24 protein-coding genes and 1 pseudogene are annotated in these 24372 nt (G+C 71.9%); 4 read left to right on the top strand and 21 right to left on the bottom strand.

The features are described 5' to 3' along the window. Positions 1–21: 21 nt before the first annotated feature. Entirely contained in the window at positions 22–1014 is a 993-nt protein-coding gene (locus tag ACXKR8_RS40280) for a helix-turn-helix transcriptional regulator (protein ID WP_458269465.1), read from the bottom strand. A 102-nt stretch (positions 1015–1116) separates the two neighbouring features. On the opposite strand from ACXKR8_RS40280, the gene ACXKR8_RS40275 reads away from it, so the two are divergent. Beyond that, on the top strand, positions 1117–1578 hold the full coding sequence (locus ACXKR8_RS40275; protein ID WP_458269464.1) for a VOC family protein: 462 nt from the start codon (positions 1117–1119) through the stop codon (positions 1576–1578). 13 nt (positions 1579–1591) lie between these two features. Here the strand turns inward: ACXKR8_RS40275 and ACXKR8_RS40270 are convergent, their stop codons facing one another. After that, a complete protein-coding gene (locus tag ACXKR8_RS40270; protein ID WP_462100720.1) occupies positions 1592–2821 on the bottom strand; it encodes an LCP family protein in 1230 nt (409 codons plus the stop codon). Between the two features lie 773 nt (positions 2822–3594). Further along, positions 3595–3732, bottom strand: a complete 138-nt coding sequence (locus ACXKR8_RS40265) for a hypothetical protein (RefSeq protein ID WP_458269462.1) — start codon at positions 3730–3732, stop codon at positions 3595–3597. A 9-nt stretch (positions 3733–3741) separates the two neighbouring features. Here ACXKR8_RS40265 and ACXKR8_RS40260 point away from each other — a divergent pair, with 9 nt between their 5' ends. Continuing rightward, entirely contained in the window at positions 3742–4275 is a 534-nt protein-coding gene (locus tag ACXKR8_RS40260; protein ID WP_458269461.1) for a hypothetical protein, read from the top strand. On the opposite strand, the gene ACXKR8_RS40255 is transcribed toward ACXKR8_RS40260, so the two are convergent. The 11 genes and pseudogenes from ACXKR8_RS40255 to ACXKR8_RS40205 form a co-directional block, all read right to left on the bottom strand. Then, positions 4238–5029 carry a GNAT family N-acetyltransferase gene (locus ACXKR8_RS40255; RefSeq protein ID WP_458269460.1) on the bottom strand — a complete coding sequence of 264 codons (792 nt, stop codon included), beginning with the start codon at positions 5027–5029 and terminating at the stop codon, positions 4238–4240. The two genes, ACXKR8_RS40260 and ACXKR8_RS40255, sit on opposite strands and share 38 nt — an antisense overlap. Positions 5030–5171: 142 nt before the next feature. Continuing rightward, positions 5172–6050, bottom strand: a complete 879-nt coding sequence (locus ACXKR8_RS40250; protein WP_458269459.1) for an NAD(P)-dependent oxidoreductase — start codon at positions 6048–6050, stop codon at positions 5172–5174. After that, on the bottom strand, positions 6047–6943 hold the full coding sequence (locus ACXKR8_RS40245; RefSeq protein ID WP_458269458.1) for a fumarylacetoacetate hydrolase family protein: 897 nt from the start codon (positions 6941–6943) through the stop codon (positions 6047–6049). The genes ACXKR8_RS40250 and ACXKR8_RS40245 overlap by 4 nt, the downstream gene beginning before the upstream one ends. Then, positions 6940–8670, bottom strand: a complete 1731-nt coding sequence (locus tag ACXKR8_RS40240; protein WP_458269457.1) for a dihydroxy-acid dehydratase — start codon at positions 8668–8670, stop codon at positions 6940–6942. Before ACXKR8_RS40240 ends, ACXKR8_RS40245 begins: the two co-directional genes overlap by 4 nt. Then, on the bottom strand, positions 8667–9473 hold the full coding sequence (locus tag ACXKR8_RS40235) for a TIM barrel protein (RefSeq protein WP_458269456.1): 807 nt from the start codon (positions 9471–9473) through the stop codon (positions 8667–8669). Before ACXKR8_RS40235 ends, ACXKR8_RS40240 begins: the two co-directional genes overlap by 4 nt. Further along, the gene (locus tag ACXKR8_RS40230) at positions 9470–10129 is read right to left on the bottom strand and encodes an aromatic-ring hydroxylase C-terminal domain-containing protein (RefSeq protein ID WP_462100042.1); all 660 of its coding nucleotides are present in this window, start codon (positions 10127–10129) and stop codon (positions 9470–9472) included. The genes ACXKR8_RS40235 and ACXKR8_RS40230 overlap by 4 nt, the downstream gene beginning before the upstream one ends. Before the next feature lie 91 nt (positions 10130–10220). After that, positions 10221–11102 (bottom strand): annotated as a pseudogene (locus tag ACXKR8_RS40225) (FAD-dependent monooxygenase); the annotation flags it as partial. Continuing rightward, complete coding sequence (locus ACXKR8_RS40220; RefSeq protein ID WP_458269454.1) at positions 11099–11869, bottom strand: ABC transporter ATP-binding protein; 771 nt, start codon at positions 11867–11869, stop codon at positions 11099–11101. The gene ACXKR8_RS40220 and the pseudogene ACXKR8_RS40225, both read right to left, overlap by 4 nt. Beyond that, positions 11866–13686, bottom strand: coding sequence for a branched-chain amino acid ABC transporter ATP-binding protein/permease (locus ACXKR8_RS40215; protein ID WP_458269453.1), 1821 nt, complete (start codon positions 13684–13686; stop codon positions 11866–11868). The genes ACXKR8_RS40220 and ACXKR8_RS40215 overlap by 4 nt, the downstream gene beginning before the upstream one ends. Next, entirely contained in the window at positions 13683–14567 is an 885-nt protein-coding gene (locus ACXKR8_RS40210; protein WP_462100041.1) for a branched-chain amino acid ABC transporter permease, read from the bottom strand. The genes ACXKR8_RS40215 and ACXKR8_RS40210 overlap by 4 nt, the downstream gene beginning before the upstream one ends. Further along, a complete protein-coding gene (locus ACXKR8_RS40205; protein ID WP_458269451.1) occupies positions 14564–15805 on the bottom strand; it encodes an amino acid ABC transporter substrate-binding protein in 1242 nt (413 codons plus the stop codon). The genes ACXKR8_RS40210 and ACXKR8_RS40205 overlap by 4 nt, the downstream gene beginning before the upstream one ends. A 177-nt stretch (positions 15806–15982) precedes the next feature. Between ACXKR8_RS40205 and ACXKR8_RS40200 the strand changes: the two genes are divergently transcribed. Then, a complete protein-coding gene (locus tag ACXKR8_RS40200) occupies positions 15983–16675 on the top strand; it encodes a GntR family transcriptional regulator (protein ID WP_458269450.1) in 693 nt (230 codons plus the stop codon). 58 nt (positions 16676–16733) lie between these two features. Here the strand turns inward: ACXKR8_RS40200 and ACXKR8_RS40195 are convergent, their stop codons facing one another. From ACXKR8_RS40195 to hppD, 6 genes are read right to left on the bottom strand one after another with little or no spacing between them, the layout of a single operon-like run. Continuing rightward, positions 16734–17378 (bottom strand): 3-oxoacid CoA-transferase subunit B, encoded by a 645-nt coding sequence (locus tag ACXKR8_RS40195; protein ID WP_458269449.1) that lies wholly within the window; start codon positions 17376–17378, stop codon positions 16734–16736. Next, complete coding sequence (locus ACXKR8_RS40190; RefSeq protein ID WP_458269448.1) at positions 17378–18133, bottom strand: CoA transferase subunit A; 756 nt, start codon at positions 18131–18133, stop codon at positions 17378–17380. The genes ACXKR8_RS40195 and ACXKR8_RS40190 overlap by 1 nt, the downstream gene beginning before the upstream one ends. 3 nt (positions 18134–18136) lie before the next feature. Next, positions 18137–19408, bottom strand: coding sequence for a fumarylacetoacetase (gene fahA, locus ACXKR8_RS40185; RefSeq protein ID WP_458269447.1), 1272 nt, complete (start codon positions 19406–19408; stop codon positions 18137–18139). Beyond that, entirely contained in the window at positions 19405–20316 is a 912-nt protein-coding gene (locus tag ACXKR8_RS40180) for a hypothetical protein (protein WP_458269446.1), read from the bottom strand. Before ACXKR8_RS40180 ends, fahA begins: the two co-directional genes overlap by 4 nt. Beyond that, entirely contained in the window at positions 20283–21482 is a 1200-nt protein-coding gene (locus tag ACXKR8_RS40175; protein ID WP_458269445.1) for a homogentisate 1,2-dioxygenase, read from the bottom strand. The genes ACXKR8_RS40180 and ACXKR8_RS40175 overlap by 34 nt, the downstream gene beginning before the upstream one ends. 11 nt (positions 21483–21493) lie before the next feature. Then, entirely contained in the window at positions 21494–22567 is a 1074-nt protein-coding gene (hppD, locus tag ACXKR8_RS40170; RefSeq protein WP_458275212.1) for a 4-hydroxyphenylpyruvate dioxygenase, read from the bottom strand. Positions 22568–22783: 216 nt separating this feature from the next. Between hppD and ACXKR8_RS40165 the strand changes: the two genes are divergently transcribed. Beyond that, complete coding sequence (locus ACXKR8_RS40165) at positions 22784–23299, top strand: Lrp/AsnC family transcriptional regulator (protein WP_458269444.1); 516 nt, start codon at positions 22784–22786, stop codon at positions 23297–23299. Between the two features lie 94 nt (positions 23300–23393). Here the strand turns inward: ACXKR8_RS40165 and ACXKR8_RS40160 are convergent, their stop codons facing one another. Beyond that, positions 23394–24365, bottom strand: coding sequence for an N-acetylglucosamine kinase (locus ACXKR8_RS40160; RefSeq protein WP_458269443.1), 972 nt, complete (start codon positions 24363–24365; stop codon positions 23394–23396). Positions 24366–24372: the final 7 nt, after the last annotated feature.

Here is a 24372-nt window from a genome sequence, read left to right as displayed (position 1 = left end):
CTACTGCATCGGCCTGGCGGCTTAGCTCGTTCCCGCCGGGCCGATGCCCGTCCCCGCCGACAGCAGTCGCTCCGCCAACACCCGGCAGCGCTCGCGGAGTTCAGGAGGGTCGAGCACCTCGAAACCGTGCCCCAGCAGCAGGACGTGCATCAGCACGAAGTCGAGGCTGCCGGCGCCGCTGAGCACCTCGCACTGCCCGTCCCCCCGCGGCCGTACCACGGCCGCCGAGGCCGGAACCGCCGCGCGCACCGTGTCGGCGGACGCGTGCACGAGGAAGCGTGCCTGGTGCGGGTAGACCCGGCTCGCCACACCCTCCTGCACATAGGTCGCCGCGTCGGGTGCCGGGCGCGGGCGGAAGCACCAGGTCCGTGCGGACACTCCGGTCATCCGGTCGACCCGGAAGCTGCGCCAGTCGTCGCGGTCGAGGTCGTAGCCGAGGAGGTACCAGCGCCGGTCGGAGGCGACCAGACGGTAGGGCTCGACCCGGCGCGGTCGCACCTCCCCCTCGGCCGGATAGCCGAAGCCGGCCTCGACCTCGTCACGGCAGGCTCTGGCCAGCGTCAGGAGCACCTCGGGGTCGACCGGCGTGCGGCCTCCTCCGCCGAAGAACTCCACCGAGCCGGCCAGCGCCCGCACCTCGGGCCGCAGCCGGGTGGGCAGCACCCGGTCGAGCTTGGTCAGCGCCCGGAGCGCGGCGTCGCCGGCCCCTGCGACCGCGCCACCCGCGCCGGCCAGCAGCGATACCGCGGTGGCGATCGCCTCCTCGTCGTCGAGCAGCAGCGGTGGCAGGTCCTGCCCCGGGCCGAGCTGGTAACCGCCGCCGACACCCTGGCCGGCGTGCACCAGATAGCCCAATGTGCGCAGCCGCTCGACATCACGCCGTACCGTGCGCGGCGTGACCCCGAGTCGCTCGGCGAGTTCGGGGCCGGTCCAGACCTGGCGCTGCTGCAGCAGCCCGAGCAGGGTGAGCACCCGCTCCGTCGTCCCCAGCTCGTCACCGCTTGCGACGTTCATGCTGCCCAGCCTGCCAGAGATAGCGGACCGATACTGTCCGCCAGGGGTGTCAGAGTGGCTCCGTAGCCACTACGCCATACCTGCTGCGAACGGAGCAACCCGATGAGCCGCCACCTCCAGGTCACCTTCGACGCCCACGACCCGCGCGCGCTGTCGTCCTTCTGGCGCGACGCGCTGGGCTACGTCCACCCCGCCCCGCCCGGGGTCGAACTGCCCGAGGGCGCCGACCCGCTGGCCGCGTGGGACGAGTTCCTCGCCCGGGCCGGCGTACCGGAGGAGCAGCGCAACACCCGATCGGCGATCGAGGACCCGGACGGGCACGGCCCGCGGCTGTTCTTCCAGCAGGTGCCGGAGGACAAGGTCGCCAAGAACCGGGTCCACCTCGACGTCCGTGCGGCTCCCGGTCTGCAGGGAGCGGAGCGGATGGCCGCGCTGGAGGCCGAGTGCGCCCGTCTCGTCGCCCTGGGGGCGACCCGGGTCCGCCGCGACGAACCCGCTCCCCCGCTGAGCGGCGGCTTCCTGGTGCTGACCGACCCGGAGGGCAACGAGTTCTGCCTGGACTGACACCGAGGGCGGGTCAGCTGTTGCTGGGCTCCGCCGGGGGTGTGCTGCCGTGCCACTGGTACTGGGGCATCACCTTCATGCACTTGCTGTTGTTGGCGGCGTTCTGGACGCTCGCGCTCGCCTCCTTGGGGATGCTGCCCTGCTTGGGCAGCGTGGATCGGAAGTCGTCGCCGCCGGCCCAGTCCAGGCCGATGTCCAGGGTCACCCCGGTGACCGTGGTGCTGGGCTTCAGCGCGCCCGCCGAGAGGTGCAGTGCGTCGGCGACCTCCTGCGCCTGGGCCTTGAGCGAGGCGGGGAATTTCAGCGTGGTCGTGTTCTCGGCGCTCGGCGGGCTGCTGCCCACCTTGGCCTCGGCGAATCCCATCCCCTTGAGCGCGGTGGTCATCCCGGCCGCCCGGTTCTGGAACTTCCCACCGCTGGCGTTGACCACTGTCACCGCGAAGCTGCCCTTGGCCGGCGGCGGGGTCGCGCCCTTGGTCGGCGCGGGCTTCGGCGCGGCAGAGGGCTTTGCGGACGCGATCGTGGAGTTGTCCAGCGGGACGTCGTTGGCGATCATCGAGAACAGGTGCGCGGCCGCTCCCGGTGCGGGGACCAGCCAAGCCTTGGGGTTGGCGGGGTCCGCTGCGAACGGCATGGTCACCGAGACGATCCGGTCCGTCTTGACGCCCTTGAGCTGGTCCGCGAGGCCCACCAGCTTGGTGACGCTTTTGAGGTTGTCCGAGAAGACGATGCTCTTGATCGCTGCCTGTGCCAGGCCCAGCACCTTGCTCGGATCAGTCACCGTTCCGTTCGAACGCAGGGTCCTGATCAGCGAGTTGAGGTACATGTGCTGGGCGTCGGCGCGACCGATGTCGCTGCCGTCCGGGGCGAAGGCGTGCCGGGTGCGCAGCCATTGCAGTGACTGCGTCGAATGGAGCACGATGTGGTTCCCGGCGGCCAGGATGAGGTGCGAACCCTGCTCGTGGCGACCGGTCTTGTCGTAGTAGACGTAGTTGTCGTTGATGTTCTGACTGAGGCAGACCGGGACGCCGCCCACGGCCCCCGCCATCTTCACCACCCCGCTGAAGTCCACGGTCATGGTGTCGGTGATGGAGATCCCGGTCAGCGCCTCCACAGCCGCCTCGGTGCAGCCCGAACCGCCGCGACCGAAGCTGGAGTTGATGATGGAGTGCTTCGGGGGGTACTTGGTGCCGTTGCGAGGGTCCGTGCAGGCGGGGATGTCGGTGTCGGTGTCCCGGGGGATGCCTCAGCATGGAGGCGTTGCTGCGGTCGGCCGAGACATGCAGGATGATCTCCACATCGGCGTTGCCGGGTCCGCTGTCGTCGCCGGCTCCGCCGAGAGCGACATCGGCGGCGGTGTCCCGGGTGTCCGTGCCGATCAGCAGGATGTTCAACGCGCTGTGGCCCTGGGCGTCGGTCTTCGGCGGGGGGAGTTTATGGTCGCCGGCGAAATGACTGGTCTTGATCTGCGAGTTGAGGTAAGCCGCGTAACCGAAGGCCGTTCCTGTTCCGAGCACCAGGGCGCCGGCCGTTCCGTACGCGGCGTACTTGATTATTCGCTTACCGCGAGGCGGCGGAGCCTTGCGATTCCGGCCGCGTCCGGCGCTTCCGCGCCGCGATTCGGACGCCTTTCTGGCTGCCGCCCTGCCCTCCCAGGACTGCTGCGGCGGCTGTGGTGCGCTGCCGTTGTTGCCTTGTGACAAGGGTGGTTCGCCCCCTGAATTGTCTCCGGGACCGCCGCCACCCCCGAGGTGCGGCCCAGCGGCTGCGCTCTCCCCGGCAGCCGCCTGCAGCGGACTATATCCATTCGAGACCGCCTGGACATCATTTGGTGTTCTTTCCTACCCGGAGCGAAAGCGTATGCAAACCGAGCGAAATGGACGACTACGACGCCTTTGGTCACCGGGCGACACCGCATCACTACCAGGCGTATACGGATTATCACTGCAACGAGATTGGGGGCATGGCTGAGCAGGCAGGGTTGGCTCCGCAGGCGGAGTCCAGCGGGCGGGGGCGTCACGCGAAGCGGCGCGGCGGGGCGGAGCCCGGCGGGTTGATGCACTCGTCGGCGTTGATGGCGGTGGGCACCGTGGTGTCCAGGGCCACCGGGATGCGCGGGCCAGGATCGAGCACGCCGACGGCGGGCGGGCGCACGAACAGCGGTTGGTCACCCTGGTGCTGAGCGTGCTCGCGGTGGGCACGGCGGTCGCGGTGCTGATGGCGCCTCAGTTGGTGGGGCTGTACATGCCGGACACACCCGGCAACCATCAGCTCTTCGAGCTGACGGTGACGTTCGCCCGCTTCCTGCTGCCGCAGGTCTTCGCCCTGACGGTGGTGACGCGCTACGCCAACGCTGCCGACGCACAGCTCCCCCGGGCCGGGGGGCTTCTATGCCTTCGACGACACCCGCACGCCGTTCTGGATGGCCGTGTGGATCTCTGTCTTCGACGGATGGAGGGCCGCCTGGACGGCAAACGCCTGCTGCGTACCTACGGCAAGCTCGCCCTGGCCGGCGCGACCGCAGGTGTCGTCGGCTGGGGCGCCGCCCACGCCTGCCCCGGAGCAGTCGTTTCCCCCGCCGCGGGTTCTGCGATTGCTCTGATCGCGGGTGGCGGCGTGATGCTGGCCCTGTTCCTGCTGCTGGCCCGCCTGCTGCGGATCAGTGAGCTGCGCGGGCTGCGGGGGCTGCGCGAGTGAAGACGTGTGAGTGGCCGATCGCGGCGAAGCCTCGGCGGGTGTACCAGGTGTGCGGCCAGTCGTCGGGGTCGGCGATGAGGAAGACCAGGCCGCAATCCGCGGCGTGCTGCAGGGCGGTGGCGAGGGTGGTGTCCGCGTAGCCGCGCCGCAGGTGCGCGTCGGCGGTGACGATCTCCTCGATCTGGGCGATTCCCTGGGACGCGTCGAGGTAGACATCGGCCCAGGACCCGACAGTGCCGTTCTCGTCGCGGACGGCGAGGAAACGGACCTGCTCGGCGCCGTGGAGCCGGGCTGTTCGGCGGTCTGCGAGCTGGTCGATCACGGCGTCTTCGGCCTGGGGCATCCAGATCCGCAGTTGGCGGAGCAGGGCGGGCCGCAGGTCCGCCAGGGAGACGGTCTGTGCGGGTTGGCCGGGGACGGCGGTGGCGGCGGCGGGGCCGGTATGGGACATGACGAGTTCGGTCTCGTGTGCGTAACCGGCCGCGGTGAGGGCAGCGGCGCAGGCGGTGCCGACGGCGTCGTCCAGCACCGTGATCCGGCGGTGCGGGAGGTGGCCGAGAGCGGCATCGGCCAGGGCGGGCAGGTCGGCGGGGGTGGTCGGTCCCTCGATGACGAGCAGGTTGTCCACGTGGGAGGCCGCGTACTTCTGGTCCAGGACCACCACGCCACCGGGGATCTCGGTCACCACATCGGCCTGACGCCGGGCGAAGGAGGCACGGAAGGCGGCGATGCGCTGCAGAGGCGTAGCTGACATGCGATTCAGTCTATGGACGGACGCAACTGAAATTGCCGCGGACCCGCTTCCCATCGCCGACGATGATCGGTGACACGGCGCGACGGTCGGCGCCCACGCCACTCAGCGGGGCGCCGACCGTCGTGGGCGGCGCAGCTCAGCGTCAAGCGATGACCGCCGCTGCCAAACCGGACAGGTCGTTGCCGCCGAGGCCCAGGTCGCGGGCGCGGGCGAACAGGGACTGGGCCTCTGGGAGCAGTGCCAGCGGCACCCCGGCCTGGATTGCCAACTCGGCCGCCAGCCGCTGGGGTTCGATCAGGCCGGCCAGGGTGGCGCCGGAGGGGCCTGGCAGGTCCTGGGTCAGCCGGGTCAGGGTTCGGTCGAGCATGGCGCTGGCGGCCCAGCCGGAGCCCAGCACCTCACGGGCGACCTCCAGGTCCACCTCCCTGCCCCGCAGCAGTGCCACCGCCTCGGCGGCGGCGGCCACATGGCAGCTCACCAGCATCTGGTTCACCAGCTTCAGCTCCAACCCCGCGCCCTGGCCGCCGACATGGCGGATCCGCGCCGCGTAGCCGGACACCACCGGGGCGACCTCGGCGAGCGCCGCCGCCGGGCCGCCGACCATGGTGGTCAGCGTCCCCGCCGCGGCGCCCTCCGGACCTCCGGTGACCGGTGCGTCCAGGAACCGGGCTCCGCGCAACGCCAGTTGGGCGCCGATGCCGCGGGCGAGACTGGGGGCGAAGGTGCCGTGCTCGACGAACACCAGGCCCGGCCGTGCGGCCTCGGCGGCGCCGTCGGGCCCCAGGTAGGTCTGCTCGACGGCGGCTCCGTCGAGCAGACAGCCCAGCACCAGGTCCGCCGCACGGGCGGCCTCGGCCGGGGTGGCCGCTACCCGCGCGCCGGCCGCGCGCAGCGGCTCGGCGCGGGCCGCGGTGCGGTTCCAGACGACGACGCGGTGACCGGCCTCCAGGAGTCGGGCGGCCATGGGCGCACCCATCGCCCCCAGGCCCAGGAAGGCGACGGTCGGGGCGGCCCCGCTCACCAAGCCACGATCGGGTTGTCGGTGCGGCCGAGACCGTCCACGGACATGCTGATCCGGTCGCCCGGCTGCAGGAACCGCGGCGGGTCCATCTTCGCGCCCACCCCGGCCGGCGTCCCGCTGATCAGGATGTCGCCGGGGCGCAGCCGGAACACCGCGCTGACGCTCTCGACCAGCCCGGCGACGTCCACGACCATGTCGTCGGTGTTGCCGTCCTGGCGCGGTTCGTCGTTGACCCACATCCGGACCCGCAGTTTCTGCGGGTCGGCGACCTCGTCGGCGGTCAGCAGCCAGGGGCCGCAGGGGCTGGAGCCGTCGAAGCCCTTGGCCCGGCCCATCTGGACGTGCATCCAGGGCTCGCCGGGCGGCAGGATCTGGTCGCGGGCGGTCATGTCCTGGATGTTCATGTATCCGGCCACGTGCTCCAGCGCCCGTTCGCGCGGGATGTGGCGTCCGACGCGGCCGATGACCACGCCCATCTCGGCCTCGTAGTCGAGTTCGGCGGTGACGGCGGGCTTGACCACCGGATCGTGCGGGCCGATCACATTGGTGGTGGGCTTGGGCACGATGATCGGCTGCTGCGGCGGTTTGCCGCCGTTCATGCCCGCCATCTCGGCGACATGGGCGTGGAAGTTGCCGCCGATGACGATCAGCGTGGGCGGCGCGGGCACCGGCGGACCGAGCCGCACCGCGTCCAGCGCGATCCGGTCCGCCGTCGGGTCGGCGAGCAGGTCGGCGATCAGTGGGCGCAGGTGGGGCAGCAGGCCGAGGACGGCGTTCATGCCGGCCCCGGGGACGCCGAGGTCGGCCAGCAGCGGGGCGAGCGGCAGGACCGTGTCGCCGTCGAGGACGCCGGGCTGTTCGGCACGGGCGGGGCCGAAACTGACGAGTTTCATGGGATCGGGGTCTCCTTCGGGGTGGCGCGCAGGAAGTCGAAGTCGCAGCCCTGGTCGGCCTGGCCGACGTGGTCGGCGTACAGCCGGCGGTAGCCGCGCTCGGGGCGGGGTGCGGCGGCCGGTGGGGTGTGGTGGGCCCGCTGGGCCAGGGTGTCCGGGGGGACCAGCAGGTCCAGGGTTCCGGCGGGGACGTCCAGGCGTATCGGGTCGCCGTCGCGCACCAGCGCGAGCGGGCCGCCGACCGCGGCCTCCGGGGCGATGTGCAGGACCACGGTGCCGGCCGCGGTGCCGCTCATCCTGGCGTCGGAGAGCCGCACCATGTCGCGGACTCCGGCCCGGTAGAGCTTGGCCGGGATCGGCAGTCCGCCGACCTCGGCCATGCCGGGTCCGCCGATGGGCCCGGCCCCGCGCAGCACCAGGACGGTGTCCGCGGTGACCGGGAGGTCGGGGTCGTCGATGCGGGCGCGGAGGTCGTCCAGGCCCTCGAAGACCAGGGCCGGTCCGGTGTGCTGGAGCAGTTGCGCCGAGGCGGCGCTGCGTTTGATGACCGCGCTGTTCGGGGCGAGGCTGCCGTGCAGCACGGTGATCGCCCCGTTGGGGTGGACCGGGTCGGCCGCCGGACGGAGCGCCCGGCCCGCGCCGGGTGCGGTCCTGGCGGCGACCTCGCGCCAGCTGGCGCCCTCGGCGGTGGGCCGGTCCAGGTGCAACAGACCGCCCAACTCCCTTACCACGCCCGGCACTCCGCCCTCGTCGTGCAGGTCGGCCAGGCTGTGCGGGCCATTGGGGCGGACCCGGCCGAGGGTGGGCGTGCTCTCGCTGACCTCCCGCAGTTGACGGGTGCTCAGGTCGACCCCGGCGCGGCCGGCCAGGGCCTGGAGGTGGATGACGGCGTTGGTGGAACCGCCGGTGGCGCACACCAGCCGCCAGGCGTCGGTCAGCGCCTCTCGGGTGACCAGGCTGCTGGGCAGCACCGGCTCACGGGCGAGCTCCACCGCCCGGACGCCGGCCTGCTCGGCGGCGGCCAGCCGCTCGGGGCTGCCCGACGGCAGCAGGCTGGTGCCCGGTGGGGCGAAGCCGAGGATCTCAGCGATCATCGCCAGGGTGACGGCGGTGCCCATCACATTGCACACGCCCGGGCCGGGGCTGATGCAGCCCTCGACCTCGCGCCAGGCCTGGTCGTCGAGCAGCCCGCTGCGGCGCTCGTCGGCCAGCCGCCAGGAGTCGTCGATGGTCAGGTCGCCGCCGCGCCAGCGGCCGGACGGCCGGGGTCCGGTGGTCAGCGACAGGGCGGGTTTGTCCGCGCTCAGCGCGCCCATGAGGTGGGCGGCCACGGTCTTGTCGCAGCCGCCGAGCAGGACCACGGCGTCGATGGGGCTTGCGGTGATCATCTCCTCGACGTCCATCGCCATCAGATTGCGCAGCAGCATGGTGGTGGGGTGGATCAGCGACTCGGCCAGCGAGATCGTCGGGAACTCCAGGGCGATCCCGCCGGCCGCGGCGACGCCGCGTTTGACCGCCTCGGCCATCGGCCGGGTGGGCAGGTTGCAGGGGTTCAGCTCGCTCCAGCTGGTGGCGATGCCGATCACCGGGCGGAGTCGGACCTGGTCGCTGGTCAGGCCACCGGAGCGCAGGAAGGAGCGGGCGGCGAAGCCCTGGTCGCCGTCCAGCCGGGAGCTGTCGACCGGGTTCGAGGTGGTGCGGGAGCTGTCGGCCGGGTTCCGGGTCATGCGGTGCCTCCGGTGGCGACGGTCCGGCGGTTCGGGACGGGTGCCACGGCCGGCTCCTCGGCGGGGTGCGGGAAGTGCTCCAGGCCGATCCAGCCCTCATAGCCGAGGTGTTCGATCGCCGCGAGCAGCTCGGGGAAGGGGATGCGGCCGGTGCCAGGGCGGCCGCGGCCGGGCCAGTCGGCGATCTGGATGTGGCCGATGCAGTCCTCGGCGTCCCGCAGCACCGCCAGCAGGTCGCTCTCCTCCTGGAACAGGTGGTAGACGTCGAACAGCAGCCGCAGCGAAGGCGGTCGGCCCAGCCGCTCGATCAGGGCGCGGGCGTCGTCGACTCCGCGCAGCAGCGGGGAGCGGCGGTCGGCCGCGTTGAGCGGTTCCAGCAGGAGGTGCGGGTCGCCCTCCTCGCCCAGGGTGCTCAGCGCCCAGGCCAGATTGGCCTGGGCGGTGCCCAGTTGGTGTTCGCGCGAGGAGCCGGCGATGCGGCCTCCGGCCAGGACGTTGATCGCTCCGGCGCGGATCCGGCGGGCGAAGCGCAGCGTGGCCGTGAAGTCCTCGCGCCACCAGGAGTCGGCGGCGGGATTGCCCAGTTGCCCGAAGTCGTCCGCGTAGGGGCCCTCGCCGGTGTTCACGCAGGCGACCCGCAGGTCGTGCCGGTCGATCTCGACGGCCAGGCGGTCGCGTTCGTCCGGGTGCGGGGCCCAGAGCTCCACGCAGCGGAATCCGTCGGCGGCGGCCTGGGCCGGTCGCTGGACCACGGGCAGCGTCCCGTACAGGGTGTTCAGGTGGGCGCTGTAGCGCAGGGTCATGGCCGGCCGCCGGTGGCCGCGGGGTGGGCGGCGGTCAGGTGCAGCGCGGTGAGGGCGGTGCGGAGGGCGCCGGCCGGGTCGTCGGGCAGGGCGGCGGCGCGCCAGGCCACATGGCCGTCGGGTCGGACCAGGACGGCGCCGCCGGTGCTGATGCCGTAGGCGGTGTGCAGATCCGCCGCGGCCTCGGCCAGCGGGCCTTGGTCGACGGCGAGGGTGCGGAGCCAGGCTCCACTGCCCACCTCTTGGGCAGCGTCCTGCCAGGGCTGTCCGTCGCGGCCGGTCAGCAGGGTGAAGCTGTCATCGAACAGGTCCAGGGTGGAGCGTCCGTCGGGCAGGGCCACGGCCGGGGCGCGGTGGCCGGGGCGGGCGCTGGGGGTGTAGTGCTCGGGGGCGAAGTCTGGTGCGGGGCTGTGGTCGGGAAGGATCGCGCCGCTCGCATAGGCGAAGCCGAGGTCCTGGCCGAGCGCGCTGACGTGGCCGCCCTGGGCGTCGAGCAGCTCACCGGCGCGGGCGGTGTCCCCGGTGGCCAGGGCCTGGCGGATCGCGGGGAACCGCTTGCCGTTCTCCAGGCTCCAGGCGAGGTTGGCGTTCGCGACCGGGCGGCGCTCGGCGTCGTAGCTGTCGAGCAGGGCCGCGTCCGCGTGTCCGGCCAGCACGAAGGCGAGCTTCCAGGCCAGGTTTGTGGACGTCCTGGATGCCGCTGTTCATGCCCATGCCCCCGGTGGGCGGCAGCACATGCGCGGCGTCCCCGGCCAGGAACACCCGCCCCTCGCGGTAGCGGTCCGCGTTCATCGCGCTGACTCGGAAGGTGGCGATGTCACGGATGTCGACGGAGATCTCCGGGTCACCGACGGCGCCGCGGACGGCGTCCGCGGCCTGCTGGAGTGTCGGGTCCTCGGGCCGGTCCTGGCCGGGCGGGAGCGCGATCAGGGTGATCCAGCGGCGGTGGCCGTCGACGAAGGCGATCTGGACATGGCGGCCGGTGTCGGCGCCGGTGACGAACTGGATGCAGGGCCGGTGCGCGGCCCAGCGGTCCAGGTCGCCGTGCCAGTAGACGCTCTGCCACCAGGACACCACCGGCTCTCCGGTCAGCTGGATGCCCAGTCCGGTGCGGATGCGGGAGCCGAGGCCGTCGGCGGCGACCAGGTAGTCCGCGGTCAGCGTGCTGCCGTCGTCGAGAACGATCTGCACCTGTTCCGGGGTCTGCGTGACCGAGGTCGCGGTGACCCCGGTGCGCAGCTCGATCAGCGGTTCCTCGCCGGCGCGGCGCAGCAGCGCGGCGTGGACCGCGTCCTGGGCGACCCGGCAGCTGGTGGTGGGGCTGCCGTCGAAGGCGCGGGGCTCCAGCTCGGGGGTGCGGGCCAGTTCCCGCCCGGCGAGGGTGTCGCAGTAGATGAAGCGCATCGCCTCGGGCGGCAGGGCACGGGCGCGCAGTTCCGGCTCCAGGCCCCACTGCCGGAACAGTTCCATGGTGCGCACCCGGACGCCGCGGGCCTTGGGGTGCTCGAAGCTGCCGGTGCTGCGCTCGATGACGGTGCTGCGCACACCGAACCGGGCCAGGGCGACGGCGGCGCTGAGGCCGACCGGCCCGGCGCCGACGATCGCGACGGGGGTGGTGCTCGGGGTCACAGGTGCGCGTCCTCTCGATGGGTACGGGTGCTGGGCTCGCCCGGGTCCGGTGGCGGGGTGGAGGAGCCGAAGAACATGGCGGCCATGTCGGGACGGGCCAGCAGCGCCTCGGAGGTGTCGGCGAGCAGGACCCGGCCGCGTTCCATGACCACGCCCTGGGAGGCCAGTTTGAGCCCGAATCGTACGTTCTGTTCCACCATGAGCACGGTAGTGCCCAGATCGCGCATCATCCGGGTGCTGTCGAACACCAGGGCGCTGGCCTTGGGGTCCAGGCCCAGCGTGGGTTCGTCCAGCAGCACCATCCGCGGTTCCAGGACCAGGGCCCGGGCGAACTCGACGATGCGGCGCTGGCCGCCGGAGAGGTTGGCGGCCTTCTCGTCCGCGCGTTCGCGGACGATCGGGAAGACCTCCGCCAGTTCGGCGATGCGGCGGCGCAGCCGGGCCTTGTCGCGGCGGATCAGGTAGCCGCCGAGCAGCATGTTGTCGCGGACGGTCAGGTCGGCGAAGAGGCCGTTGTTCTGCGGCACCTGGACGATGCCGGCGTTGATGACGGCGGCCGGGGTGTGGCCGTGGATGGGAGCGCCGTCCAGGTGGATCTCGCCCTTGCGGGGGTGGATCTGGCCGCTGATGGCGCGCAGGACGGTGGACTTGCCGGCGCCGTTGGGACCCACGATGCAGGTGATGCTGCCCGGCTCCACCACGAGGTCCAGCCCCTGGAGGACGTCGCCGCCGCCGTAGCCGGCGACGACGGAGTGCATCTCGATCATGCTGTTCCTCCGGTGGTGGCGGCGTCCAGGGCGAAGTCCTCGCCCAGATAGGCCTCACGGACCTGCTCGTCGGCCCTGATCTCGTCGGGGGTGCCGTGGGCGATGACGGCGCCGCGGGACAGGACCACGACCGGGTCGGAGAGGGAGAGCACGAAGTTCATGTCGTGCTCGACGATGAGGAAGGTCTGACCGGCCTGGTTGAGGGCCTGGATGAGGGCGGCCATGCGCCGGATCAGGGTCGGGTTGATCCCGGCGCAGGGTTCGTCGAGCAGGATCAACTGCGGTTCCAGCATCAGCACCTGGGCGAGTTCGACGAGTTTGCGCTGCCCGTAGGACAGGTCGGTGGCGCGGGCGGTGAGGTAGTCGCCCAGGCCCACGAACTCGAGCAGTTCGGTGGCCCGGGCCGCCTCCGCGCCGGAGACGGCACTGCGCAGCAGGTTGCCGGGACGGAACTCCCCGCAGGCTGCGGCGACATTTTGAAGAACCGTCAGACTCGGGAACAGGCGCGGTAGTTGGTAGGTGCGGCCGATGCCGGCGAAGGTCCGCCTGGTCGGCCCGAGCGGGTCGATGCGCTGCCCGTCGAAGTCGATCCGGCCCGAGCTGACCGGGTAGGTGCCGTCGACCAGGTTGAACACGGTGGTCTTGCCGGAGCCGTTGGGGCCGATCAGCGCGGTGATCGAGCCGCGGGGGACCTCGAAGCCGCAGCCGTCCACGGCGACCAGGCCGCCGAAGCGCCGGGTCACGTCGGTCAGTCGCAGCAGGGCCGGGTCGTCCGCCCGGCCCCGGCTGCGCATCGCCGGGGTGGCCGGCAGCGCGGCGTCGTCCAGCCGCCGTCCGACCGGGCTGGTCGCGCCCTTGGCGCGGCGCCGGCGCAGCAGTTCGGCGGCCTGCGGCAGGATGCCGCGCGGCAGCAGCAGGGTGACCGCCAGCAGCAGGCCGCCGAAGAAGATCAGCCGCAGCGCGCCCGCCTCGGAGCCGCCCAGGTGGGAGTTGGTGACCTCGGACAGCGGTTCCAGGATGAACGCGCCCAGCACCGGCCCCCACACCGTGCCGCGGCCGCCCATCAGCGCGGCCAGCACCGCCTCGACGCTGAGCACGATGTCGAACATCGCGCCGGGGTCGAGGAAGGAGATGTAGTAGCCGTAGACGGCTCCGGCCATGCCGACCAGGACCGCGCTGGCCATGAAGGCGAGCGACTTGTAGGCCGGGGTGCTGATGCCGATGCCGGCGGCCTTGTCCTCGTCGTCGCGGATCGCGACCAGGCCGATGCCGAGCTTGGTGCGGGCGATGCCGGCGGACAGGCCGACGGCCAGCACCAGCAGGCCGAGCAGGGTGTAGTAGAAGGGCCAGTCCTGGATGTCGACGCCCCAGGTGGGCAGCGGCAGCAGCAGGCCCTTGCTGCCGCCGGTGACCGAGGCCCAGTTGCGGACGATCAGGCCGAGCAGTTCCAGCAGGGCGAAGGTGACGATGACGAAGGCAGGACCGCGGGTGCGGCGGGTGACCACCGACAGCAGCAGCGCGACCAGGGCGGCGGCCACCCCGCCGAGCGGGGCGACCAGGAACGGGGAGACGCCCCAGTCGGCGGCGGTGACGCCGGCGGTGTAGGCGCCGATGCCGATGAAGGCGCTGTGGCCCAGGGACACGTAGCCGGTGTACCCGGCCATCGTGTTCCAGCCGCTGGCCAGCACGGCCAGCATGAACGTCATGATCAGCATGTTCTGGTAGTAGATGTCGCCGCTGAGCGGCACCAGGGCCAGTAGCAGCAGGCCCAGGGCGGGTGCGCCCCAGCGGAGCAGGCGGCGGTCGCGCACGGTCATGCCCGGGCTCCTTCGCGTCGCAGGGTGGTGCCGAACAGGCCCTGGGGGCGCAGCAGCAGGATGGCCAGGATGAGCATGTAGGGGACGGCGGTGGTCCAGCGCACGTCCCAGTAGGTGGAGGTGAGGGCCTCGCCGAGGCCGAGGACCACGGCTCCGGCCAGGGCTCCGGGCAGGCTGCCCAGACCGCCGAGGACGACCACGCACAGCACCCGGCCGATCCAGATGTCCTGCGAGTCGGGCAGGAACTGGTAGAGGACGGACAGGGCCGCACCGCCGAAGCCGGTGGTGGCCGCGCCGAGGGCGAACATCTGCGCCATGGAGCGCTCGACGTCGATCCCGACGAGTTCCGCTCCGTCCCGGCTGGACGCGCAGGCCCGGATCGCCCGTCCGAGGAAGGTGCCGCGGAGCAGGGCGTACAGGCCGCCGAGGACGACCAGGGCGCCGACGCAGGCGTACAGCTGGGCCTTGGGGACGGTCAGCGAGCCGAGGTGGAAGGAGGTGTTGAAGTAGGAGGGGGTGGCGCTGCGGTCGGCGGTGCCGAAGATCAGCGCGAGGACGCCCTCCCCGGCGACCGCGACGGCGAAGGTGGCGACCAGGGTCAGCCCGGGATCGACCCGCTGGACCCGGGAGACGACGGCCTTGTAGAGCAGCCAGCCGATGCCGTAGAGCGCGACCGAGGACAGGACGCCGAGCAGCAGCGGGTCAAGGCCGGTCCGCTGCCACATCCACCAGGACAGATAGGCGCCGGTGATCAGCAGGAAGCCCTGGGCCAGGTTGATGACGTCCATCACGCCGAAGATCAGGGTGAAGCCGGAGGACATCAGCGCGTAGACGCCGCCGATCAGGCAGCCGAAGATCAGGGTCTGGAGCAGCAGGATCACTGCGACCACTCCGGCTTGGCCCACTCGACCTGCTTGCTGGTGGCCTCGGCGGCCGGGGCAACGATCTGCAGTGTGCCGTTCTGCCACTGCGCCAGCAGCATCGAGCCCTTGGGCTTGCCGGCGGCGTCCCAGGACAGCGGACCGACGATGGTCTGCACGGTGTTCTTGTGCAGCCAGTCGGCGATCGCGCTCTGGTCGAGCTTGCCGACCGCGGTCACCGCGGCGGTCAGGACCTGTCCCGCGGTGAAGGAGTTGGCGGCGTCGTCGGAGGGGGCGGTGTGGTATTTCGCCTGGAACGCGGACACGAAGTCGGCGTTGCCGGTGGTGGGTGCGGCGGGGCTGTAGGCGAGGGTGGTGAGCACGCCCTCGGTGTTCTTGGCTCCCACCGAGGCCGCGTAGCCGGGGTCGGAGGGCGAGTTGGTCTGGTACAGGGTCTTGGGGGTGAAGCCGACCTTCTGGAAGGAGCGGATCAGTGCCACGCCGTCATCGGCGAGCGCGCCGTCGATCACCAGGTCCGGGTCGGCGTGCTTGATGGAGTTGGCGATGGCGTCGAAGTTGGAGGTGTCCGGCGCATAGGTGGAGTCGTAGACGGACTTCACCCCGAGCTTGGCCAGTTCCGTCTTGAACAGCTTGACGGCCTCGGAGGTGTTGGGGTCGTCCTGGGTGACGAAGGCGGCGGTCTTGGGGCGCTGGGCCGCCGGCAGCGCGGCGATCTGGGCGACGAACTGGTCCGGCAGCCGCTCCGTGGTGGCCGGCTGCGCGAAGAACAGGTACTTGAAGTTCCGCGCGAAGATCGAGTCGGCGCCGCCGGAGGGCTCGATGTAGACGAACTTGTTGCGCTCGGCGACCTCGGCCACCGGCAGGTTCAGGAACGAGGAGAAGGTGCCGAGCAGCAGGTCGACGTGCTGCTGGCCGATCAGCTTGTTGTAGTCCGAGATGGCGGTGCTCTGGGTGAAGCCGTCGTCCAGGACGACGAGCTTGACCTTGCGGCCCAGCAGCCCGCCGTGGGCGTTGAGCTGGTCCGCCCAGAGCTGGTAGCCCTGGTAGCCGCTCTTGGAGTTGTCGGCGACGGCGCCGCTGAGCGGCAGCGACATCCCGATGGTGATGGTTCCCGCGCTGGAGGCGCTGTGGGTGGTCGAACTCGCACTGCACCCGGCGGCGGCCAGGAGCAGGGGAACTCCCAGGCAGAGGGCGAGGCGGGATCTGTGGTGCGAAGGGGCATGAGTGGTGGGACGCATGCGCGGCTCTCCTGATCGTCTTCGTTGAGCGATCGCCAGTGGGATCTTAGAGATATATCACTGATGTTCCAGCGTCAAGAGATTGCGCAGAGCTGGTTCGCACCTGTGCCCTCCGGGCTGGGAGTAGGCTGGCGCCAGATATTTCTTATCCCCGGGTATCCCATGCGGAGGGGTGCAGTGACGACCGTCGCCAGCACGAGCGAGACCAAACAGCCCTTGACCGAACGGGTCTACCTGCTGTTGAAGGACGACATCCTGCACGCCCGTCTCGCCCCCGGAGCCACGGTGCTGGAGGCAGAGCTGGCCGCCCGGTTCGGCGTCTCCAAGACACCCGTGCGCGAGGCGCTGCGGCTGCTGGTGCAGGACGGCTGGGTGACGGTGCTGCCCCGCAAGGGCTATGTGGTGCGCTCGCTGGGCCTGGAGGACCTTCGCGACGTCTTCCAGCTGCGCGAACTGCTGGAGCCGGAGCTGGCCGGCCAGGCCGCCGCCCGTTTCGCCCAACTGCACAGCGGCGCCAAGGAGGTGACCGATGCCCTGCACGCCCACCGCAGCGCGGCCGACGACCTGGACCTGGCGCTGACCAGCGCCGCGGACTTCCACATCGGCATCGCCGAGGTGGCCGGCAACGCCCGTGCGGCGCGGATGATCGCCTCGCTGGCCGACGAGGTCACCCGGCTGCACCACCTCATCCCCAGCCTGGAACCGCACATCTGGTCCCGCGAGGAACTGGGCGCGCATGAGCGCATCTCGGCGGCCATCACGGCGGGAAACCGCCGCGAGGCCACCCGCGCCATGCGTGAGCACCTGCGCTCGACCCACCAGACCCTGGTCCAGGTGTTCGGCGTGCCGCGCCGGATGTCACGCGGCTGAGCCGACCCCACCGGACGGACAGGCGGGGTCGGCTCTTGGTACGCGGGCCGGGCCCGTGTTACGCGGCGCCTCCCGGGATGTGCACCCGGGCGCCAGTCTGCGCCACGATCCGGGCCACGGACACCTCGGGGGCGGCCTCCACCAGCACCACGGCGTCCCCGGCCAGGTCGAAGACGCCCAGGTCGGTGATGACCCGGTGCACGCAGCCGCGTCCGGTCAGCGGCAGGGAGCAGCTGTCGACGAGTTTCGGACTGCCGTCCCGGGCGGTGTGCTCCATCAGGACCACGACCCGGCGCGCGCCGTGGACCAGGTCCATCGCCCCGCCCATGCCCTTGATCATCTTCCCGGGCACGGTCCAGTTGGCCAGGTCGCCCGCGGCCGACACCTCGAGGGCGCCGAGGATGGCGAGATCGATGTGGCCGCCCCTGATCATGCCGAAGGACAGCGCGGAGTCGAAGTAGGAAGCTCCCTGACGGACCGTCACCGTCTCCTTGCCGGCATTGATCAGGTCCGGGTCCACCTGCTCGGCGGTGGGATAGGGGCCGGTGCCGAGCACCCCGTTCTCGGACTGGAGCACCACGTGCACGTCCGCAGGGACATGGTCGGGGACCTGGGTGGGCAGGCCGATGCCGAGGTTGACGTACATCCCGTCGGCGAGTTCGCGGGCCGCGCGGGCGGCCATCTGGTCACGGGTCCAGGGCATCAGGCCCGCACCGTCCTCTTCTCGATCCGACGGTCCGCCGCCTGCTCCGGGGTCAGCGCGACGACGCGTTGCACAAAGACGCCCGGCAGGTGGATCCCGTCCGGATCCAGCTCCCCCGGTTCGACCAGTTCCTCGACCTCGGCGACGGTGAGCCGGCCGGCCATCGCGGCCAGCGGGTTGAAGTTGCGGGCGGAGGCATGGAAGACCAGGTTGCCGTGCCGGTCCCCGCGGGCCGCGCGGACCAGGGCGAAGTCCGTGGTGATCGCCCGCTCCAGCACGTACTCGGCGCCCTCGAAGTCACGGGTCTCCTTGGCCGGCGAGGCGACCGCGACCTGCCCGTGGGCTCCGTAGCGCCAGGGCAGACCGCCCTCGGCGACCTGGGTGCCCACGCCCGCGGGCGTGTAGAAGGCGGGGATGCCGCAGCCCCCGGCCCGCAGCCGTTCGGCCAGCGTGCCCTGCGGCACCAGCTCCAGGGCCAGTTCGCCGGAGAGGTACTGCCGCGCGAACTCCTTGTTCTCCCCGACGTAGCTGCCGGTCGCCCGGGCGATCCGGCCGGCCCCCAGCAGCAGCCCCAGACCGGCGTCGTCCACGCCGCAGTTGTTTGACACCACCTGCAGATCTGTGGCGCCCTGCGCCAGCAGGGCCTGGATGAGCACGGCCGGTATGCCGCACAGTCCGAATCCGCCGACGGCCAGGCTCGCGCCGTCGTGGATGTCGGCGACCGCCTCGGCCGCCGAGGTCGCGGTCTTGTCCATGGGTCAGCCCTTCCCGTCCGTCGCAAGGGCCGTCTCGGGGGCCGGGGCGGAGGCAAGGTCCGTCGCGGGCAGGATGCGCCCGCGGACCTCGCCGAAACCGATCCGCGCACCGTCAGGCCCCGGCGCGGTGGCGGTGATCACCACCTCGTCACCGTCCTCCAGGAAGGTCCGACTGCTCCCGTCAGGGAGGGTGAGCGGCTGCCGGCCGTTCCAGGACAGCTCGATCAGCGAGCCCCGGGAGTCCGGGTCGGGACCGCTCACCGTGCCGGAGGCGTAGAAGTCGCCGGTCCGCAGCGGCGCGCCGTTGACCGTCATATGGGCCAGCTGCTGCGCCGGCGTCCAGTACAGGGCGGCGAACGGCGGCCGGGAGACCGGGTGGCCGTTGAGCGCCACCTCCAGGGAGAGGTCCAGCCCCCACGGCGGTGCGGCGCTGTCGTCGAGGTACGGCAGCAGCGGAACGTCACGGGCCGGAGGCTCGGTACGTGCGTGCTCCAGCGCCTCCAGTGGCACCACCCACGCGGACAGCGAGGTCGCGAAGGACTTGCCGAGGAAGGGCCCGAGCGGCACGTACTCCCACGCCTGCAGGTCGCGCGCGGACCAGTCGTTGACCAGGCACACCCCGAAGACATGGTCGGGGAAGCCGGCCAGGGAAACCCGACTGCCCTGCGGCGAGGGGGCGCCGACCAGAAAGCCGACCTCGGCCTCGATGTCCAGCCGCCGGGAGGGTCCAAAGCGGGGTGACGCTTCATCAGGAGCCTTCTGCTGCCCGCACGGTCGGACCACCGGCGTGCCGGAGACCACCAGCGAGCCCGCGCGGCCGTGGTAACCGATGGGCAGGTGCTTCCAGTTGGGCGTCAGCGGCTCGCTGCCAGGGCGGAACAGCGCGCCCAGATTGGCCGCGTGGTGCTCGGAGGCATAGAAGTCGACGTAGTCGCCCGGCTCGAAGGGGAGATGCAGCGCCACGGTCGCGAGCGGATGCAACTGCGGCTCCACCGCGGCCCGGTGGGCGGGGTCGGTGAGCCACCCGACGATCGTGCGGCGCACCGCCGACCACTGTGAACGTCCGGCCGCCAGCAGCGGGTTGAGCGAGGGCTCGGCCAGCGGCCCGGGGTCGGCGCCGACCGCCCGCGCCGCGGCGGCCAGGTCCAGGACCTGGTCGCCGATCCGGACGCCGAGCCTGCGGGGTCCTTCGCCCTGGCTGAAGACGCCGTAGGGGAGGTTGGCCGGCCCGAACGGGCTGCCTGCGGGCAGGTCCACCCAGGTGGTGGTGGTCATATGTGCTCCGGGAGAGGCGGGTGCGGTACGGGGAGAAGGCCGAGCGCGGCGAGCTCGGCCAGTGGTTCGGTGATGCTGCAGGTGCCGTAACCGGTGAAGGAGGCACGAACGAGGGCAGATTGACGCTCCGTCACATCGGATATGACGGAGGCGATGTGGTCGCCGTCGCGCTGCTCCAGCAGCGCCGCCGCCTCCCTCGGATCGGCTCCGGCGAGGGCGGCGCCGGTGGCGGCGAGGATGTTCAGGAAGCCGTGGTGCTCGAAACCGGTGACCGGATCGGTGTGGCGCACCCCCTGGTGCAGCCCTGCGGTGCACTTGAACGGCAGGGACCGGGCCACGCAGCCGAGGAGGAACGAGGCCACCTCCGCCGCGTCGGGGAAGGCCTCGGCCGTGGCGCCGCCGGTGCGCAGCTTGGCGCGGTATCCGGTGCCCGCCAGCACGTCCAGGGCCTCGGCCAGCTCCGCCCGGCTGCCGCGACGCACTTCGACCACCCCGCCCAGGCCCGGCGGCAGGGTGTCCCGCAGGGCCCGCACGGCCGCGCCGGCGGCTTGGGCCGGCGTCCCGGTGGCGGGTGACGCCAGCTCCACGCCGACCAGCTCCAGCCCGCAGCCAGGGGCGGCGTCCAGGGCGGATTGGAGCTCCGCGGGTCCGCCGGGAACCACCAGCACCGACCGCAGCGGTGGCTGCCCCGGGTCGGCCGCTGCCGCGACCGCGGCCAACTGGGCGGTGCCGACCAGGAACGGGCCCACCAGCGGCGCGAACCAGGCCTCGCGGTAGCTGCGGTGGGCGGGCAGCGCGGCCTCGGCGGTCGCGCTGCCCGGGGGGAACATCGCCGCGTCGTCGCACAGGGCGCGGAACAGCTCGGGGATCGCCGTCACCGGGCCGGCCCCCGGCCCGCCCAGGTCCACGCATAGCCGGGATCCTCACTGGCCAGGCCGCCCTCCCCCAGCTGCAGCGGGTGGAAGGTGTCGACCATGACCGCGAGCTCGTCGAAGAACTCCGCGCCGATGCTGCGTTCGTAAGCGCCCGGCTGCGGCCCGTGCGCATGGCCGCCGGGGTGCAGGGAGACCGAGCCGGGGGCGATGCCGGAGCCTTTGCGGGCCTCGTAGTCGCCGCCGACGTAGAACATCACCTCGTCGCTGTCGACGTTGGAGTGGTAGTACGGCACCGGGATCGACAGCGGGTGGTAGTCGACCTTGCGGGGCACGAAGTTGCAGATCACGAAGCCGTTGCCCTCGAAGACCTGGTGGGCCGGCGGGGGTTGGTGGATCCGGCCGGTGATCGGTTCGTAGTCGGCGATGTTGAAGGTGTAGGGGTAGAGGCAGCCGTCCCAGCCGACCACGTCGAAGGGGTGCTGCGGGTAGACGTACCGCGTGCCCCCGATGCCGGTGGCCGTGCGGTGCTTCACCAGCACCTCCACCTCCGTGCCCTCGGCCAGCAGCGGCCCGGTGGGGCCGTGCAGATCCCGCTCGCAGAAGGGCGCGTGCTCCAGCAGCTGGCCGTACTTGGACAGATAGCGCTTGGCGGGCGCGATGTGGCTGGTGGCCTCGATGGTGTAGAGCCGCAGCGGTTCGTCGCCGCCGGGCACCCACCGGTGCGTGGTGGCGCGGGGCAGCAGGACGTAGTCGCCCGGACGCACCTCCAGCGTCCCGAACACGGTCTCGACGGCGCCCCGGCCGGACTCGACGTAGACGCACTCGTCACCGATGGCGTTGCGGTACAGCGGCGAGGGCACACCGGCCGCCGCATAGCCGATCCGCACCTCGCCGTTGCCGAGCACCAGGCGGCGGCCGGTGACGGCGTCGGTCTCCTTCCACTCCTGGCCCGCGGTCAGCTCGTGCAGCTTGAGGTGGCGCGGGAGCAGCGGGTGGTTGGCGGTCAGCGACTGCTCGGGCAGTTCCCAGACCGTGGCGTCCACGATCGCCGAGGGGATGTTCCGGTGGTAGAGCAGCGAGGAGTCGGAGGAGAAGCCCTCCTCCCCCATCAACTCCTCGTAGTAGAGCCCGCCTTCGGGGGTCCGGTGCTGGGTGTGGCGCTTGGGCGGGACGTCGCCGAGATGGCGGTAGTGGGCCATGGGACGTCTCCTCAGAGGTTGCCGCGACGGGCCTGCTCGCGCTCGATGGCCTCGAACAACGCCTTGAAGTTGCCCTTGCCGAAGCCCAACGAGCCGTGCCGCTCGATCAGTTCGAAGAACACCGTCGGACGGTCCTGCAGCGGCTTGGTGAAGATCTGCAGCAGATAGCCGTCCTCGTCCCGGTCGGCCAGGATCTTCAGCTCACGCAGGGTCTCCACCGGGACGCGGGTGTCGCCGACCCACTCGCCCAGGGTGTCGTAGTAGGTGTCGGGGGTGTCCAGGAACTCCACGCCCATCTCCCGCATCGCCCGGACACTGGCGACGATGTCGCCGGTGGCCAGGGCCAGGTGCTGGACCCCGGGGCCGCCGTAGAACTCCAGGTACTCGTCGATCTGGGACTTCCGCTTGCCCGCGGCCGGCTCGTTGATGGGGAACTTGACCCGGTGGTTGCCGCTGGCCACGACCTTGGACATCAGCGCGGAGTACTCGGTGGCGATGTCGTCGCCGATGAACTCCTTCATGTTGGTGAAGCCCATGACGCGGTTGTAGAAGCCGACCCACTCGTCCATCGACTCCACATTGCCCACGCAGTGGTCCACCGCCTGGAAGTAGCGCTTGGGGTGCGCGGCGGGCTTGCCGTGGAACAGCGGGCCGTGCGGGGCGAAGCCGGGCAGGAACGGGCCGGTGTAGCCGGAGCGCTCCACCAGGGTGTGCCGGGTCTGCCCGTAGGTCGCCAGCGCGGCCAGGCGCACCGTGCCGTGCTCGTCCTGGAGGTCGTGCGGCTCCTCCAGGATGGTCGCGCCCTGGGAGCGGGCGAAGGCGACGGCCCGGTCGACGTCCGGCACCTCGATGGCGAGGTCCACCACGCCGTCCCCGTGCACGGCCACGGACTCGCCCACGGCGGTCCCGGCGTGCACCTCGCCGGTGATCACGAACCGGGCCTTGCCGGAGGTGAGCACGTACTCGGCGGCGTCGCGGCTGCCGGTCTCCGGGCCGCGGTAGGCCACGCAGGTCATGCCGAAGGCGGTGCTGTAGTAGTGCGCGGCCTGCTTGGCGTTGCCCACGTAGAAGCGGATGTGGTCCATGCCGAGGACGGGGAACGGGTCGGCGGCGTCGTCGTGGGCGACCACGCCGATCAGGGTGGTGAGGTCGACATCGGTCAACGGCTGGGTCATGGCAGACACTCCCTGGTGGAGAGGCGGAAGGATGAGTGGCAGTAGACGCTCATCTGCGCGCTGTGACAACATCCCGTCGGTAAGCTAGACATATTGCCAAGTAAAGTTCACGGGAGCGGGCTCGACATGGAAGAAGTGCGCAGCAGTCTCGACCAGCTGGACACCCTGCTCATCCGCGCCCTGACCGAGCACCCGCGGGTCGGCTACCTGGAGCTGTCCCGGCTCGCCGGGGTGTCCCGGGCCACGGCCCAGGCCCGGATCCAGCGACTGGAGGAGCGCGGGGTGATCACCGGCTACGGGCCCGACCTCGACCTCCCCGCGGCCGGCTACCCGGTGCTGGCCTTCGTCAGCCTGGAGATCGCCCAGGGCGGCCTGGACCAGATCGCCGAGGAGCTCTCCCGGGTGCCGGAGATCCTGGAGGCCTACGGCGCCTCCGGACCCGCCGACGTCCACTGCCGGGTCGCCGCGAGCTCGCACCAGCATCTGCAGCAGATCCTGATCCGGATCAACCGCATCCCCGCCATCGTGCGGTCCACCAGCGTCATCGCGCTGTCCGAGGTGGTCGCCCCGCGCCGGCTCCCGCTCCTCGACTCCGAGCGGCGGCCCCGGCCCAGCCGGGTCCCGTCCTACCGGGACAAGTAGCCGTTCGCACATGCCGACGGTCGGCGCCCCGCTGGATCGCGGGGCGCCGACCGTCGTGGGGGTCAGTAGCGCGGGGGGCAGTAGCGCGTGGGGGTCAGTAGCAGGTGCGCAGCCGGGCCAGGGCCTCCGCCGGGGCGCCCAGGTGGTCCAGGCCGAGCAGGGCGGCGCCGGCGACCGGGGGGACGTCGGCGTAGCGGGGCAGCGCGGCGGGGGCGTGCTCCTTGAGCCTGGTCTCGACCCCCTCGGTGATCAGCGGGTGCCTGCTGGCCAGGATGCCGCCGCCGAGGACCACCTCGACGTCGGTACCGGCCAGGTCCAGGCGGTCCAGCACCGAGCGGGCCATCAGGAACACCTCCTCGGCCTGCCGGTCCACCAGGGCGATCGCCGGCGGGTCGCCCTCGTCGGCGGTGGCGAACAGCACCCGGCTGAGGGTCATCACCTGGTCCCAGGTCAGCCGCCCCTGGTGCACCGCGACCGCCACGTCGTGCATCGAGGTCTCGCCGAAGTGGGCGGCGACCCGTTTCCGCAGCAGTGTGTCCGGGCCGCGTCCGTCCTCGGCCCGCATCGCGGTGTACATGATCTCGCTGCCGAGCCAGCGGCCGCCGCCCCAGTCCCCGGTGTGGTGGCCCAGGGCCAGGAAGCGGGCGGTGCCCCCGTCCGGGCCCACGCCGGCGCAGTTCATCCCGGCGCCGCAGACCACCGCGACCCCCCAGGGCCGGTGGGTGCCCGAACGCAGCAGCGCGAAGGTGTCGTTGAGCACCTGGGAGCTCTCCGACCAGCGCAGCCGGGCGAGCTCGGCGGAGAGCGCGTCCTCCTCCTCCGGCAGGTCGACGTTGGCCAGGCAGGCCGAGGTGTGCCGGGCGATCGGGCCGGCCGCCGGGTCGAGCCCGGCCCTGGCGGCCAGTTCGGCGACCATCGGGGCCAGGGTGCCGCCGTTGGGCGCGGTCGACCCCGGCCCCCGGACGCTGGCCAGCAGGCTGCCGTCGGCGGCGATCAGGGCCAGGTCGGTCTTGCTGTTGCCCCCGTCGATGGCGAGCACCGCCGGGAGTCCCCCCGTACCGTCCATGTCCGTA

It is taken from the genome of Streptacidiphilus sp. PAMC 29251, from assembly GCF_054208735.2.
The sequence above is the reverse complement of the archived record's forward strand: the minus strand, read 5'-3'. Positions and strand labels throughout refer to the sequence as shown.